This window comes from Planococcus sp. TJ-201, from assembly GCF_058268495.1.
The window spans coordinates 280,483-295,495 of the sequence record NZ_JBZDOG010000002.1 but is presented as its reverse complement, the minus strand read 5'-3'; the positions used below and the strand labels follow the sequence as shown (position 1 = coordinate 295,495).

The 15,013-nt window shown below is 46.8% G+C and carries 13 protein-coding genes; 12 read left to right on the top strand and 1 reads right to left on the bottom strand.

The features are described from left to right. The first annotated feature begins 10 nt into the window (after positions 1-10). The 11 genes from AC4EG4_RS07165 (at position 11) to AC4EG4_RS07115 (ending at position 13,996) form a co-directional block, all read left to right on the top strand. Complete coding sequence (locus AC4EG4_RS07165; RefSeq protein ID WP_490978591.1) at positions 11-1,105, top strand: Leu/Phe/Val dehydrogenase; 1,095 nt, start codon at positions 11-13, stop codon at positions 1,103-1,105. 117 nt (positions 1,106-1,222) lie between these two features. Continuing rightward, positions 1,223-2,305, top strand: a complete 1,083-nt coding sequence (gene buk, locus AC4EG4_RS07160) for a butyrate kinase (RefSeq protein ID WP_490978590.1) — start codon at positions 1,223-1,225, stop codon at positions 2,303-2,305. A gap of 78 nt (positions 2,306-2,383) precedes the next feature. Further along, complete coding sequence (gene lpdA / locus AC4EG4_RS07155) at positions 2,384-3,811, top strand: dihydrolipoyl dehydrogenase (RefSeq protein ID WP_490978589.1); 1,428 nt, start codon at positions 2,384-2,386, stop codon at positions 3,809-3,811. Positions 3,812-3,826: 15 nt separating this feature from the next. Further along, positions 3,827-4,831 carry a thiamine pyrophosphate-dependent dehydrogenase E1 component subunit alpha gene (locus tag AC4EG4_RS07150; protein WP_490987400.1) on the top strand — a complete coding sequence of 335 codons (1,005 nt, stop codon included), beginning with the start codon at positions 3,827-3,829 and terminating at the stop codon, positions 4,829-4,831. After that, positions 4,831-5,814, top strand: a complete 984-nt coding sequence (locus AC4EG4_RS07145; protein ID WP_490978587.1) for an alpha-ketoacid dehydrogenase subunit beta — start codon at positions 4,831-4,833, stop codon at positions 5,812-5,814. The genes AC4EG4_RS07150 and AC4EG4_RS07145 overlap by 1 nt, the downstream gene beginning before the upstream one ends. A gap of 287 nt (positions 5,815-6,101) precedes the next feature. Further along, a complete protein-coding gene (locus AC4EG4_RS07140; protein WP_490987399.1) occupies positions 6,102-7,436 on the top strand; it encodes a dihydrolipoamide acetyltransferase family protein in 1,335 nt (444 codons plus the stop codon). Positions 7,437-7,533: 97 nt separating this feature from the next. Then, the gene (locus AC4EG4_RS07135; protein WP_490987398.1) at positions 7,534-9,228 is read left to right on the top strand and encodes a methylmalonyl-CoA mutase family protein; all 1,695 of its coding nucleotides are present in this window, start codon (positions 7,534-7,536) and stop codon (positions 9,226-9,228) included. Next, positions 9,229-11,376 (top strand): methylmalonyl-CoA mutase, encoded by a 2,148-nt coding sequence (gene scpA / locus AC4EG4_RS07130; RefSeq protein WP_490987397.1) that lies wholly within the window; start codon positions 9,229-9,231, stop codon positions 11,374-11,376. After that, complete coding sequence (meaB, locus tag AC4EG4_RS07125; protein WP_490978583.1) at positions 11,376-12,443, top strand: methylmalonyl Co-A mutase-associated GTPase MeaB; 1,068 nt, start codon at positions 11,376-11,378, stop codon at positions 12,441-12,443. The genes scpA and meaB overlap by 1 nt, the downstream gene beginning before the upstream one ends. A 65-nt stretch (positions 12,444-12,508) precedes the next feature. Then, a complete protein-coding gene (locus AC4EG4_RS07120) occupies positions 12,509-12,949 on the top strand; it encodes a BrxA/BrxB family bacilliredoxin (RefSeq protein WP_490978582.1) in 441 nt (146 codons plus the stop codon). A 54-nt stretch (positions 12,950-13,003) separates the two neighbouring features. Beyond that, positions 13,004-13,996: an aromatic acid exporter family protein gene (locus tag AC4EG4_RS07115; RefSeq protein WP_490978581.1), complete on the top strand. Its 993-nt coding sequence runs from the start codon at positions 13,004-13,006 to the stop codon at positions 13,994-13,996. 352 nt (positions 13,997-14,348) lie between these two features. Here AC4EG4_RS07115 and prli42 read toward each other — a convergent pair whose 3' ends face one another. Next, positions 14,349-14,444, bottom strand: a complete 96-nt coding sequence (gene prli42, locus AC4EG4_RS07110) for a stressosome-associated protein Prli42 (RefSeq protein ID WP_490978580.1) — start codon at positions 14,442-14,444, stop codon at positions 14,349-14,351. A 166-nt stretch (positions 14,445-14,610) separates the two neighbouring features. Here prli42 and mce point away from each other — a divergent pair, with 166 nt between their 5' ends. Further along, the gene (gene mce, locus AC4EG4_RS07105) at positions 14,611-15,009 is read left to right on the top strand and encodes a methylmalonyl-CoA epimerase (RefSeq protein ID WP_490987396.1); all 399 of its coding nucleotides are present in this window, start codon (positions 14,611-14,613) and stop codon (positions 15,007-15,009) included. Positions 15,010-15,013: the final 4 nt, after the last annotated feature.

The window sequence follows — 15,013 nt, the reverse complement described above, 5'->3', positions numbered from 1 at the left end:
GGAATTGACAATGGAAATTTTCAAGAGAATGGAACAATACGATTACGAACAATTAATTTTTTGCCAAGATAAAAACTCAGGGCTAAAAGCCATTATTTGCATCCACGATACGACGCTTGGACCGGCACTTGGCGGCACGCGCATGTGGAATTATGCGACAGAAGAAGAAGCCATCGAAGACGCAATTCGCCTTGGCCGTGGTATGACTTATAAAAATGCGGCAGCTGGATTAAATCTTGGCGGCGGGAAAACCGTTATTATCGGTGACCCATTGAAAGACAAAAACGAAGAAATGTTCCGCGCGTTCGGACGTTTTATCCAAGGCTTGAACGGACGCTACATAACTGCTGAAGATGTTGGAACTACTGTGGCAGACATGGACATGATCCACGAAGAAACAGATTTCGTCACAGGCATTTCGCCAGCCTTCGGTTCTTCAGGCAATCCATCACCAGTGACTGCTTATGGTGCATACATCGGCATGAAAGCTGCTGCTATGGAAGCATTCGGTGACGACTCATTAGAAGGCAAGACAGTAGCTGTTCAAGGTGTCGGCAACGTGGCTTACCCGCTTTGCGAATATCTTCATAAAGAAGGTGCAAAACTCATTGTCACGGATATTAACGAGCAGGCTGTGCAGCGCGCTGTAGAAGCATTTGGCGCAACAGCAGTTGCACCGAATGACATCTATTCACAGGAAGCGGATATTTTTGCTCCATGTGCAATGGGCGCAATTATCAACGATGACACGATTCCACAATTAAAAGTGAAAGTGGTTGCGGGTTCTGCCAACAACCAGTTGAAAGAAGAACGCCACGGCGACGAGCTTGAAGCACGCGGCATTGTTTATGCACCGGATTTTGTTATTAATTCTGGCGGCGTGATTAACGTGGCAGACGAATTATACGGATACAACAACGAGCGTGCAATGAAGCGCGTTGAAACCATCTACGACAGCATCACAAAAATCTTTGAAATCTCAAAACGCGATAACGTACCAAGCTATATTGCAGCTGACCGCATGGCTGAAGAGCGCATCGAACGCGTACGCAAATCAAGATCTCAGTTTTTAAGAAACGAGCACAATATTTTAAGCAGAAGATAATACGATTCAGCAGGTGAGTCCTTCCTTTTCACCTGCTGTTTTTATCTGAAATCAGATGAGTATTTATCGTTTTCATAAACAAAACTTAACTTTTAACTGAAGAAACGGGGGATCGATGTGCAAAAACAGCCCAATCGCATTCTAGTCATTAACCCTGCTTCTGTATCGACTAAAATCGGCGTTTTTGACAACGATATCCTGATCATGGAAAAGACCATACATCATTCACCAGACGAGTTGAGCGTATTTCCTAGCATTGCTGATCAAAAGATTTTCAGAAGGAACAGCATTTTGGAAGCGTTGGACGAAGAAGGCATGAATGTTTCCAATCTGGCAGCGGTATGTGGCAGAGGCGGATTGCTTCGGCCCATTGAAGGTGGAACCTATACAGTCAACGACGACATGATAACAGACTTGCGACAAGGGTATTCAGGGCAGCATGCTTCTAATTTAGGCGGCATCATTGCTTTCGAGATTGCAGGTGGGTTGAACATCCCATCCTTTATAGTCGATCCGGTTGTTGTTGACGAAATGGAACCCATTGCCCGCATATCCGGCTGTTCTTTGATCGAACGAAAGTCGATCTTCCATGCGCTAAATCAAAAAGCAGTAGCGCGGCGATATGCCAGTAAAATTGGACGGGCTTATGAAGACGTCAGGCTGATCGTTGCACATATGGGCAGCGGCATCACTGTAGGCGTTCACCAGTCAGGCCGCGTGATTGATGTCAACAATGGCCTGCACGGCGACGGACCATTCAGTCCGGAACGTGCCGGAACTTTACCCGCCGGAGACTTGGTGGAATTATGCTTTTCCGGACGGTACAGCCGACATGATATGATGAAGAAGCTGGTTAGGCATGGCGGATTGATGGCATATCTGGAAACCAATGATGTGGTAAAAGTGGAGCGGCGCATTTCAAAGGGCGATAAACGAGCAGAATTGATCTATCAGGCAATGGCTTATCAAGTTGCCCGCGAAATTGGTGCTGCCAGTGCTGTGCTGAAAGGACAGGTAGATGCCATCATCCTGACAGGTGGGCTTGCCCACGGCAAAGGATTTGTGGAAACGATTACCGAACGGGTCAGCTGGATTGCAGATGTTGAAATTCAACCAGGTGAAAATGAACTTCAGGCATTGGCTGAAGGAGCTGCACGGGTATTGAATGGAGACGAACTACCAAAAACGTATACCATTTAGTTTGTATAAAAACGCCTGCTGACAGGGAATATTCTTTTACCTCGAGGCGATTGAAACAGAATAAAGGAGGACAAATCCATGGCTCAAAATTATGATGTTGTCATTTTAGGCGGCGGAACAGGCGGATATGTAGCAGCCATCCGCTCTGCACAACTTGGCCTGAAAACAGCAATTGTGGAAAAAGGTGAACTTGGCGGCACATGCTTGCATAGAGGCTGCATTCCAAGCAAAGCATTGCTGCGCAGTGCAGAAGTCTTTGCGACGACTAAAAATCACGCCGCTGATTTTGGTGTGCAAACAGGTGAAGTTTCCCTCGATTTTGCACGTGTCCAACAACGCAAACAAGGAATCGTCGACCAATTGCACGCTGGTGTTCAAGGTTTGATGAAAAAAGGCAAAATCGATGTTTATGAAGGCATTGGCCGAATTCTTGGACCTTCGATATTCTCGCCTAACGCTGGAACCATTTCAGTGGAAATGAAAAACGGTGAAGAAAACGAAATGCTGATTCCAAACAATGTCATCATTGCTACTGGTTCGCGCCCGCGCACTTTGCCTGGCCTAGCCATTGATGGCGAATTTGTCATGAGTTCAGACGAGGCATTAAAAATGGAAAGCCTGCCAAAATCAATCTTGATCGTTGGCGGTGGTGTTATCGGAATCGAATGGGCATCCATGCTGAATGATTTCGGGGTCGAAGTGACCGTTATCGAATACGCAGACCGTATCATTCCAACTGAAGACAAAGAAATATCCAAAGAAATGTTAAAATTGATGAAGAAAAAAGGCATCACTTTTGCGACTAGCGCGAAGGTAATGGCAGATACGTTGGAAACGGGCGAGAACGGTGTCACAATCCAAGCGGAAATCAACGGCAAAAACGAAAGCTTTTCTGCTGAGAAAATGCTGGTTTCGGTCGGACGCCAAGCAAATGTCGAAAACATCGGCATCGAAAACACGGATATCATCGTTGAAAAAGGCTTTGTGCAAGTGAAAAAGACATTCCAAACAAAAGAGTCCCATATCTACGCAATTGGTGATGTGATTGGCGGAATGCAATTGGCGCATGTCGCTTCTCACGAAGGCATTACAGCCATCGAACACATTAAAGGCAACAACCCGCACGCCATCAACTATGATTTGGTATCGCGCTGCATTTATTCCAATCCGGAAGCGGCAAGTGTGGGCATTACAGAAGATCAGGCAAAAGAAAAAGGGCACGATGTCAAAGTTGGCAAGTTTTCCTTTAAAGCCATTGGCAAAGCGTTGGTCTACGGCGAATCTGATGGGTTTGTCAAAATTATTGCAGATAAAGAAACAAACGATATTCTCGGCGTCCATATGATTGGTCCGCATGTGACGGATATGATTTCTGAAGCAGGCTTGGCAATGGTATTGGATGCAACACCGTGGGAAATTGCCGAAACGATCCATCCGCACCCGACGCTTTCAGAGGTTATGGGCGAAGCGGCGTTAGCCGTTGACGGCAAAGCAATTCATAGCTAAGGGAGGAAACAATTAATGGCTTCTAAACATGAAGAAATTGGATTGACGAGTGATGATTTACTAAAAATGTACGAAACGATGTTGATGGCCCGCCGTGTCGATGAACGCATGTGGCTATTAAACCGTGCAGGGAAGATTCCATTTGTGATTTCGTGTCAAGGACAAGAAGCCGCACAAGTTGGCGCTGCTTTTGCTCTCGACAACACGCAGGATTATATCGCGCCTTACTACCGTGATATCGGCGTGGTGCTTCACTTTGGCATGACGCCAAAAGACTTGATGCTGTCGGCGTTTGCAAAAGCGGAAGACCCGAACTCGGGCGGCCGCCAAATGCCTGGTCATTTCGGGCAAAAAAGCAACCGCATCCTGACTGGCTCTTCACCTGTAACGACACAATTGCCTCACGCAGTCGGTGTTGCGTTAGCCGGAAAAATGAAGAAAAAAGATTTTATCACATTTACGACTCTTGGTGAAGGTTCTTCCAACCAAGGCGATTTCCATGAAGGCATGAACTTTGCCGGCGTCCATAAACTGCCGGTTGTTATCATGGTCGAAAACAATAAGTACGCAATATCGGTGCCAGTCGAACGCCAATTGGCCAGTAAAAACGTTTCGGACCGCGCGATTGGCTACGGCATGCCAGGTGTAACAATTGACGGCAACGATCCCATTGAAGTTTATAAGCATGTTAAAGAAGCGGCTGACCGTGCACGCCGCGGCGAAGGACCGAGTTTGGTCGAAACCGTTTCTGAACGGATGACTGCCCACTCTTCAGATGATGACCATCGCCAATACCGCTCAGCGGATGAACTGGCTGCACAAAAATCGACGGATCCGATTCTGACTTTTGGTGCATATTTGAAAGAAAATGGCATCTTAAACGATGAACTTGAAAAAGATATTAACGACCGCATCATGGTCATTGTCAACGAAGCAACTGACTATGCGGAAAACGCACCGTATGCAGAGCCGGAACACGCAATGAAATATGTCTATGCCGAAGAAGGAGGAGACGAATAATGGCTATTATGTCTTATATTGATGCCATCACGCTTGCCATGAAAGAAGAAATGGAACGTGACGAAAACGTCTTTGTTCTCGGAGAAGATGTTGGTAAAAAAGGCGGCGTTTTTAAAGCAACTCAAGGTCTTTACGATCAATTTGGTGAAGATCGCGTATTGGATACGCCTTTAGCGGAATCCGCAATTGCCGGAGTTGGAATCGGTGCAGCGATGTATGGATTGCGCCCAATTGCAGAAATGCAGTTTGCCGACTTTATCATGCCAGCGGTCAACCAAATCATTTCAGAAGCTTCCCGTATTCGATACCGTTCAAATAACGATTGGACATGTCCTATTGTTTTTCGCGCTCCTTTTGGCGGCGGTGTTCACGGCGCTCTTTATCACTCACAGTCTGTAGAAGCGATCTTTGCCAACCAGCCTGGCTTGAAAATTGTCATCCCTTCAACGCCTTATGATGCAAAGGGCCTCTTGAAGGCCGCAATTCGCGACGAAGATCCAGTGATGTTCTTTGAACACAAACGTGCATACCGCTTGATCAAAGGCGAAGTGCCGGAAGAAGATTACACAATCGAAATCGGCAAAGCGGACGTTAAACGTGAAGGCGAAGACATCACGGTCATTACTTACGGCTTGGCTGTCCACTTTGCATTGCAGGCGGCAGAACGCCTGGCAGAAGATGGAATCTCTGCGCATATCCTGGATTTGCGCACAATTTATCCATTGGACAAAGAAGGCATCATTGAAGCGGCTAAGAAAACCGGCAAAGTGCTGCTGGTCACAGAAGACAATAAAGAAGGAAGCATCATCGGAGAAGTAGCAGCCATCATCGCTGAAAACTGCCTGTTCGATTTGGATGCACCAATCAAACGTCTTGCGGGACCCGATATCCCAGCAATGGCCTACGCACCGACCATGGAGAAATTCTTCATGATCAACCCGGACAAAGTAGAAAAAGCCATGAGAGAACTGGCTGAGTTTTAAGAAGAAAAGCGGAAGCGCCCGTGTAGATTCGACGGGCATAAGACAGACCAGCAGGGTGGCGCACTTTGTCACACAGCTGGGTTGGCTTATGACCCTAGAATCTGGGCGCTAGAGCTAGACAATAGAGAAAAGCAGAAACGGCCGTTCAGCTCCGACAGGCATAAGACGCACTGGCGAAGCGGCATGTTTTCAGCCGCACAGTCAGAGTGGCTTATGACCCTAGAATCTGGGCGCTGGAGCTAGGTAATACAGAAAACAGTAGACCATCAAGTAAAGGAGGAACTCCCTTGGCTATAGAAAATATTAAAATGCCTCAGCTGGGTGAAAGTGTAACCGAAGGAACCATTGAAAAATGGCTCGTCCAGCCAGGCGATCATGTAAATAAATACGATCCGCTTGCAGAAGTCAATACAGACAAAGTGACTGCGGAAGTCCCTTCATCGTTCACAGGAACAGTTAAAGAACTGATTGCTTCTGAAGGTGAAACCTTGGCGGTCGGAGAAATTGTCTGCACCATTGAAACAGAAGGCGGCGATTCCGCACCTGTAGAAGAAGCCAAACCTGCCAGTGGAGACAAAGCAACCGAAATGCCAGCAGCAGGCGCTAAGCCAACCGGCAAACTGGAAGGAACGGAAGGATCTTCCCAACCTGTCAAGCCGTCCGGATCAAAAGGCCGCTACTCGCCTGCAGTACTTCGCTTAGCTCAGGATAACGACATCGACCTGGCTCAAGTGGAAGGTTCTGGAAACGAAGGGCGCATCACCCGCAAGGATTTAATGAAGCTGATAGAAGGCGGCACTATTCCGAAAGCAGGAGATGCCAAAGCCGCTCCCGCTCCACAGCAGGAACAGCCGGCAGCGCAACCAGCACCTGCACAACCAGCTCCTAAAGCGGCTGCGGCACCGATTGAAAGTGCACCTGGCGATATTGAAATTCCAGTCACAGGTGTCCGCAAAGCGATTGCTGCGAATATGCTGAAGAGCAAACACGAAGCACCGCACGCATGGATGATGATCGAAGTGGATGTGACCAATCTTGTTCACTATCGGGATTCCATTAAAGGGGAATTCAAGAAAAAAGAAGGCTTCAACATCACGTATTTCGCTTTCTTCGTCAAGGCCGTTTCACAGGCGTTAAAAGAATTCCCAATGATGAACTCAATGTGGGCTGGAGACAAAATCATTCAGAAAAAAGACATTAACATTTCCATCGCAGTTGCTTCGGACAGCGCTTTGTTTGTGCCGGTCATTAAAAATTCTGATGAAAAATCAGTTAAAGGCATCGGCAAAGAAGTAAATGAACTGGCACTTAAAGCCCGTTCAGGCAAGTTGAAATCTGCTGATATGCAAGGCGGAACGTTTACAGTCAACAACACCGGATCGTTTGGGTCTATTCAGTCGATGGGAATCATCAATCACCCACAGGCAGCAATTATGCAGGTAGAGTCAATCGTCAAACGTCCCGTGATCATGGACAACGGCATGATTGCTGCACGTGACATGGTCAACCTTTGCCTATCGCTTGATCACCGTGTGCTTGACGGTCTTGTCTGTGGACAATTCCTGGCTCGCGTAAAAGAAATTTTAGAGAATATGTCAAAAGAAAATACATCGGTTTATTAAGAAAAGCTGGAGTCTCTGGACTCCAAGCTTTTTTTTCTTTAATGTCAGCGTCCAGTCGGGTAAAATGAAGACAGATAGCCTTTGAGGAGGGAATAGTTTGACAATCGATTCGATGAAAAAAACAAAATTTCCAACGCGTACATACAGTGAGTGGCAGCAAGCAGCTGAAAAAGCAATTAAAGGCAAACCCTTCGACGAAACTTTGAAAACGCCTACAATAGAAGATGTGAAACTTGAACCTTTATATATTAAAAGCATGCTCGATCAATTGGGCAACTACGTACCGGCGCAAATAGCCGCAATCCAACACGGCAAGCATCAGCCAAGCTGGCTTGTTTCTCAAGAAGTAATGGCCAATTCTGCCGAAGAATACTTGGCATTGATGCAGGACGACCTTCTCCGAGGAAATGAAACCGTTGTTTATACAGGTTTTCGAAAATTCGAGTGGACAGATGCGCAATTGAAAGAACTGGCGGAACTGATTGTCCAATACCCGCTTTATTTTAAATTGGTTGGTGAAGACCAGGACATTCTACGGGTATTCGAATTTGTGGCTCCAGAGCAGCTGGACCAAGTGCAAGGCGTTATTTTTTCAGAAGAAACAGTCATTGCGCCGAAACGGGTTCGTACCCAACTAGTTGATACGATTCCGATTCACCATGCGGGCGGAACAGCGGTACATGAACTGGGGGTTGCTCTCAGCATCCTCTCAGAGCGCATGGGGGAAGAAGATTTTCTGGAAACCGCTGCTGACACATGGATCCGATTTGCGGTAGATACTCAGTTTTTTCAGGAAATCGCGAAGCTGCGTGCATTCCGTGTGTTATGGCAAGCTTTTAGTTCAGCCTATGGAGAAAAAGCGCCGACGATCCCGCTTTTTACAGAGACATCCGTCCGCTCCTATTCTAAACTGGATCCTTACGTGAACCTGTTGCGTGCAGGGAATTCCACATTTGCGGCTGTCCTTGGTGGCACCGATGCACACACTGTGCACCCACACGACTTTTTGACAGAACCTGACCTGTCGAGCCGGCGCATCGCCCGCAACGTTCAGCTGGTTATTAAAGAAGAGGCACACGTATCGCATGTAGTAGATCCGTCGGCAGGCTCCTATTTTATTGAAACCTTAACAAAAGAATATGTGGACGCTGCATGGAGTTATTTCTTGGAAATCGAAGAGGCAGGAGGTTATTCTGAAGTAATCAAATCAGGATGGCTGACAGACGATATTCAAGCAAAATGGATTGACAGAGAAAAAAATGTAGCAACACGCAAACAATCACTGATTGGCACCAATATCTATGCTAACCCTCAAGAAGCGGTCAAAGATGCGAAAATCGATGACGGCCATTTAGAATATATGACAGCTAAGCGCCTTGCGACCCCTTTTGAAAAAATTCGGGCGCAAAGCAGAGTGACCGAGTTGAAAACCGCCATCATTTTGGCAGAACCTTTGAAAAACTGCAAAGGGCAAGTCGATTTTGTTTCTGGATTTTTGGCCGTAGGTGGAATTGAGCCGTTAATTAGCCCATATACAGCAACTGCCGGAGAAATTAATCAATTTCTAGCTCATGAAAGTATTGATTATGCGGTTCTTTGTGGCTCAAAAGAAGCGATTGCTGCTGTGGTTCAAGGTTTGGATACACGTGCAAGCATCGATCTGGCAGGCAGGTATTCAAAAGAACAGCTGGCTGATTGGGCAAGTTACGGCATAAACGACACGCTGTATTCCGGAAAGCATCTTACTACAAAATTGAAGAAAATTCTTGAACTCGGAAAGGCGGCACTTTAAATGGCCAAACCTGATTTTTCCAAAGTAAAGCTCGATCAATTATCTGTTGCTTCCCAGGAGGTTCAGCAGCAAAGCCCCTTTACCACGAATGAAGGCATTGATATCAAACCCGTCTACACACAGCAGGACATTGAATTTCTGGAAGAAAGTATGCCTGGATTTGCACCAAATGTCCGCGGGCCATATCCAACCATGTATGTTTCGCGTCCTTGGACTGTTCGCCAATATGCCGGATTCTCGACAGCCGAAGAAAGCAATGCTTTTTACCGCCGCAATTTAGCAATGGGCCAAAAAGGCTTATCCGTTGCCTTTGACCTGGCGACGCACCGCGGCTATGACTCCGACCATGAACGTGTAGTCGGGGATGTAGGTAAAGCAGGGGTAGCTATTGATAGCGTAGAGGACATGAAAATCCTGTTCGATGGGATTCCCCTGGACCAAATGTCCGTGTCGATGACGATGAACGGTGCTGTCGTGCCAATCATGGCGTTCTTTATTGTAGCGGCCGAAGAACAAGGCGTTTCTCCCGAACAATTGTCGGGAACGATCCAAAATGACATTTTAAAAGAATACATGGTCCGCAATACGTACATCTATCCACCGGCTATGTCCATGCAAATAATTGCCGATATTTTCAAATACACATCGAATCATATGCCAAAGTTCAATTCCATTTCCATTTCCGGCTATCACATTCAGGAAGCGGGAGCGACCGCGGATCTTGAATTGGCGTATACGCTTGCTGATGGACTGGAGTATGTTCGCACAGGACTCGCCGCAGGCATTGATATCGACCATTTTGCGCCTCGTTTGTCCTTTTTCTGGGGCATTGGCATGAACTATTTTATGGAAGTGGCAAAAATGCGTGCTGGGCGTGAAATTTGGGCGAAAATGATGAAAAGCTTCGATCCGAAAAATGATAAAGCTTTAGCGCTGCGTACGCATTCTCAAACATCGGGCTGGAGTTTGACCGAACAGGATCCGTTTAACAATGTGACCCGGACTTTGATCGAAGCAAATGCAGCAGCTATGGGCCATACTCAGTCGCTCCATACCAATGCGCTGGATGAAGCAATTGCCTTGCCAACCGATTTTTCTGCACGGATTGCGCGCAATACCCAGTTGTTCCTTCAAGAGGAAACCATGATGACCAATGTGATCGATCCGTGGGGTGGTTCGTATTATGTGGAATCGCTAACCAAGGAATTGATGGAAAAGGCATGGGATTTGATTGAGGAAGTGGAAGAATTGGGGGGCATGGCTAAAGCCATCGAAACCGGCTTGCCGAAAATGCGCATCGAAGAAGCAGCTGCGAAAAAGCAGGCACAAATCGATTCCAACGAAGAAGTAATCATTGGGGTCAACCGCTACCGGCTTGAGCAGGAAGATCCAATCGACATCCTGAATATCGACAATACAATGGTTCGCAAAACGCAAATCGAACGATTGGATCGCATGAAAGCCGATCGCGACAGCGAAAAAGTGGCAGCGGCCCTGGAAGCTTTGGCAGCAGCCGCGAAAACTGGCGAGGACAATATATTGGCTTGTGCAATCGAAGCGGCGCGGCACCGAGCATCACTTGGTGAAATTTCTGACGCAATTGAGCAAGCATCCGGAAGACATAAGGCGGTGATTCGTTCCGTGAGCGGAGTCTACAGTTCAAACTTCTCCAACCAGCAGGAAATGGAAATTGTTAAAGAGATGACGGAAGACTTTATTGAAAATGAAGGACGCCGTCCGCGTATCCTAATCGCCAAAATGGGGCAGGATGGACATGACCGCGGAGCCAAAGTGATTGCTACAGCGTTTGCCGATTTGGGCTTTGACGTTGATATCGGGCCATTGTTCCAAACACCGGCAGAAACGGCTCAGCAGGCTGCTGAAAATGACGTCCATGTAATCGGGGTTAGTTCTCTAGCAGCAGGGCATATGACCTTAGTCCCAGACCTTAAGGCGGAACTTGTAAAAATTGGCCGCGAAGATATTTTGATCGTAGTCGGCGGTGTTATTCCGGCTCAAGATTACGAATTCCTCCGCAACAATGGAGCCAGTGCAATCTTTGGACCAGGAACCGTCATTCCGGTGGCTGCACAAAAAGTGATCGAAGAAATCTATGTGCGCCTCGGGTACGAGGAAGTGGCAGACTGATGAGCCGCGAAAAAAATTCACGGCGCGTCATGGAAGGGGTTCTTGAAACCCATGATGGCATGAAAGCTTTGCCACGGAAACGATTTAAAAAACCGCTAGCCGAAACCTTGGATATTCAAGCCCTCGCAGACGGAGTCCGGAGCGGATCGCGCCTGTACCTTGGAAAAGCAATCACCTTGCTTGAAAGTTCCAATCCGGAACATAAACAAAGCGGCCAAGAATTGCTGAACCATTTGCTTCCCTTTACTGGAAACAGCGTCCGCATCGGCATTACTGGTGTTCCCGGAGCAGGCAAAAGCACCTTTATTGAAACCTTCGGGGAGATGCTGACTGGACTAGGACACCGGGTTGCCGTTCTGGCAATTGATCCGAGTTCGTCACTCACCGGCGGCAGCATTCTCGGGGACAAAACCCGGATGGAAGAGCTCGCCCGCAATCCAAAAGCCTTTATCCGTCCATCGCCCACTGCTGGAACGCTCGGCGGTGTCCACAAAAAGACGCGCGAAACAATGCTGCTGTGTGAAGCGGCAGGATACGATGTAGTCTTAGTGGAAACCGTTGGCGTCGGCCAAAGTGAAACACTGGTGCGGGGCATGGTGGACATGTTCTTGTTGTTGGTCCTAACAGGTGCAGGGGACGAGCTGCAAGGCATGAAAAAAGGGATATTGGAGCTGGCAGATGCTATTCTGGTCCACAAGGCGGATGGAGACAATGCACGGCTGGCGAAAAAGACGGTTGCCGAATACAAGCAAATGCTGCATTTTCTGCAGCCGGCAACAGAAGGCTGGACAACCCGGCCGCTTGCGGTTTCCTCGCTTGAAAATACTGCCATTCCAGCTGTTTGGGAAGTCGTCGAGGAATTTGAAGCTGAGGCAAAAAGCAATGGCTATTGGAAAAAAAGGCGGCAGAAACAAACACAAGACTGGTTTCGTTCGATGATCACAGATGAGCTGCATAGCCGCTTTTTTGATGATGCGGAGCGCCGCCAATTGGTCAAAGAGCTCGAAAAGCAAGTGTTGGAAGATCGATTAACTGTCGCACAGGCAATCACACGCCTTTTTGAGTAAGCTTTTTTGCAAGTCGGTTGAACACCTGCTATGATTAGATGAGCAATGATAAGGAGTGATAGTTGATGAGCATGGATTTTAATTTCCTAATGAATGATATTGCCACACAAGCCCGCCAGGAATTGATTGATGGTGGATATACACAGCTTGAAACAGCTGATGCAGTAAATGAAGCATTTTCACAAAAAGGCACAAGCCTTGTTATGGTCAACTCGGTATGTGGATGTGCAGGCGGCATTGCACGCCCAGCAGCTTTGCATTCGATCCATTACGACAAACGCCCGGATAACTTGTTTACGGTTTTTGCAGGACAGGACAAAGAAGCAACTGCCCAAGCACGCGCAATTTTCGGTGACGACCACTTGCCATCTTCTCCATCGTTCGTCTTTTTAAAAGACGGAAAAATGGTTGATGAAATCGGCCGCCATGAAATTGAAGGCCACGACCCAATGTCTGTAATTACACATATTCAAGCAATCTTTGAACAGCATTGCGACGAAGTATAAGATTGAATGCCTCTTTTGGGGGCATTTTTTTCATGCCAAAATATGGAGGGGACAATGAAGCTGAATTTAAAGCCTTTTTCAATTGGGTATCGAACAATGAAAACCGCGTTGGGGGTATCGATTGCAATTTATCTCGCGCAATTGCTGCAGCTCGACTATTATGTATCTGCTGGTATTTTGACGATCCTTTGTATACAACCAACTAAGAAAAAATCGATTCGGGCTGCTTTTTCCCGGTTTATCGCCAGTTTGATTGCCATCTTATATGCATTGATCTTTTTTGAAGGAATCGCTTATCACCCGATTATCATCGGCGTCCTCATTGTCCTCTTTATTCCATTATTGGTGACGCTGCGGTTCCAAGATGGATTTGTCTCAAGTTCCGTAATCTTGATGCACCTTTACGATGCCAAAAACTTGAATTTTGATTTGTTGGTTAATGAATTGGCGTTAATGCTGATCGGATTTGGTACCGCGCTGGCAGTCAATATGTACATGCCAAGCATTGAAAAAAAACTGGCAAACTATCGCTATGAAATTGAAAATTTATATGCATCCATATTTCGCGAAATCGTTGTCTATTTGCGTGAAGGCGAATCTGCCTGGACCGGCAAAGAACTGATGGAAGCCCGAAAACTGCTGGAGAGTGCCAAAGCATTGGCGTACCAGGACGTTGAAAATCACATTACACGTCACGAAAACAAGTACTATCATTATTTTGAAATGCGTGAGCAGCAACTCGAGATTATCGAGCGGATTTTGCCAAAAATCACTGCGCTGCCTGTAATTGTAGACCAGACAGAACTGGTGGCTGATTTCCTCGAAGATTTGTCAGAGCACGTCCATTCCGGCAATACCGCGTACCGCTATATATCAAAACTGGACAAAGTCAAAGAAAACTTTGCCGCCTTGCCGCTGCCCGATCACCACGAAAAGTTCCTAGCCATGGCCGAACTCTACCAAGTCATTCACGAAATGGAATCCTATTTGGAGATCAAGCAATCGTACAAAGGCTTTAGCACAAGAAAAGCGGAAGCGCCCGTGTAGCTCTGCCGGGCATAAGACAGACCGGCGATGTGGCGTATCTTTGCCACAAAGCTGGGATGGCTTATGACCCAAAGAGCTGGGCGTTGGAGTCTGGACAATAAAGAAAAGCGGAAACGCCCGTGTAGATTCGACGGGCATAAGATGCTCTGGCGAAGCGGCATTTTTTCAGCCGCACAGCCAGAGTGACTTATGACCCTAGAATCTGGGCGTTGGAGCTGGACAATAAAGAAAAGCGGAAGCGGCCGTGTAGCTCTGTTGGGCATAAGACAGACCAGCAATACACTGGTTAGACTAAAAATATCCTGAAACAAAAAACAGCAAGAGCTCTAAGCTCTTGCTGTTTTTAAATTCATTAAATTACAAAGCTCAAGCCCATCATTAAACTTGATAGAAGCATGATGACGATCATCGCGTATACGATAAACTTGCGGAAAGCCGCATTTCTCATTAGTGGTAAACTCCTTTGTCAATCAGATCTTTGTTCAAAGCATATCATATTTCAACGTGGAGTTGAAGAGACACGTTGTCTGTTTTCCAAATATTCGCTAACAGCTAGAGTTTTCGACAGTGAATCTGTACAATAAGAGGGAAGTCAAAAAAGGAAGTGAAAAGGGATGAAGAAAGTAGACCATATCGGAATCGCTGTACGGGATTTGGAGGAGGTCCTTCCTTATTATACGGATACACTCGGGCTCCCGCTGATGCAAATCGAAGAAGTGGCGTCGCAGAAAGTACGCGTCGCATTTATTGATGCTGGTAATGTGAAACTCGAATTGCTGGAACCGATGGATGATGAAAGCGCCATCTTTAAGTTTCTGGAGAAAAAAGGTGAGGGCATTCATCACATTGCGTTTGGAGTGGAAAACATCGAACAGCGAATGGAAGAGCTGCGTAATAATGGTGTGCGTTTGTTAAGCGACAAGCCAAACCCAGGTGCCGGCGGAGCAATGGTGGCATTTTTGCATCCAAAATCTTCAAACGGGGTATTATACGAAATTTGTGAAAAAGAATGATTAG

Bases quoted from the DNA above. Each gene is read 5' to 3' on its own strand.
- AC4EG4_RS07165 (WP_490978591.1), top strand. From the start codon at position 11: ATGGAAATTTTCAAGAGAATGGAACAATACGATTACGAACAATTAATT.
- lpdA (WP_490978589.1), top strand. From the start codon at position 2,384: ATGGCTCAAAATTATGATGTTGTCATTTTAGGCGGCGGAACAGGCGGA.
- AC4EG4_RS07150 (WP_490987400.1), top strand. From the start codon at position 3,827: ATGGCTTCTAAACATGAAGAAATTGGATTGACGAGTGATGATTTACTA.
- AC4EG4_RS07145 (WP_490978587.1), top strand. From the start codon at position 4,831: ATGGCTATTATGTCTTATATTGATGCCATCACGCTTGCCATGAAAGAA.
- scpA (WP_490987397.1), top strand. From the start codon at position 9,229: ATGGCCAAACCTGATTTTTCCAAAGTAAAGCTCGATCAATTATCTGTT.
- meaB (WP_490978583.1), top strand. From the start codon at position 11,376: ATGAGCCGCGAAAAAAATTCACGGCGCGTCATGGAAGGGGTTCTTGAA.
- AC4EG4_RS07120 (WP_490978582.1), top strand. From the start codon at position 12,509: ATGAGCATGGATTTTAATTTCCTAATGAATGATATTGCCACACAAGCC.
- AC4EG4_RS07115 (WP_490978581.1), top strand. From the start codon at position 13,004: ATGAAGCTGAATTTAAAGCCTTTTTCAATTGGGTATCGAACAATGAAA.
- prli42 (WP_490978580.1), bottom strand. From the start codon at position 14,444: ATGAGAAATGCGGCTTTCCGCAAGTTTATCGTATACGCGATGATCGTC.
- mce (WP_490987396.1), top strand. From the start codon at position 14,611: ATGAAGAAAGTAGACCATATCGGAATCGCTGTACGGGATTTGGAGGAG.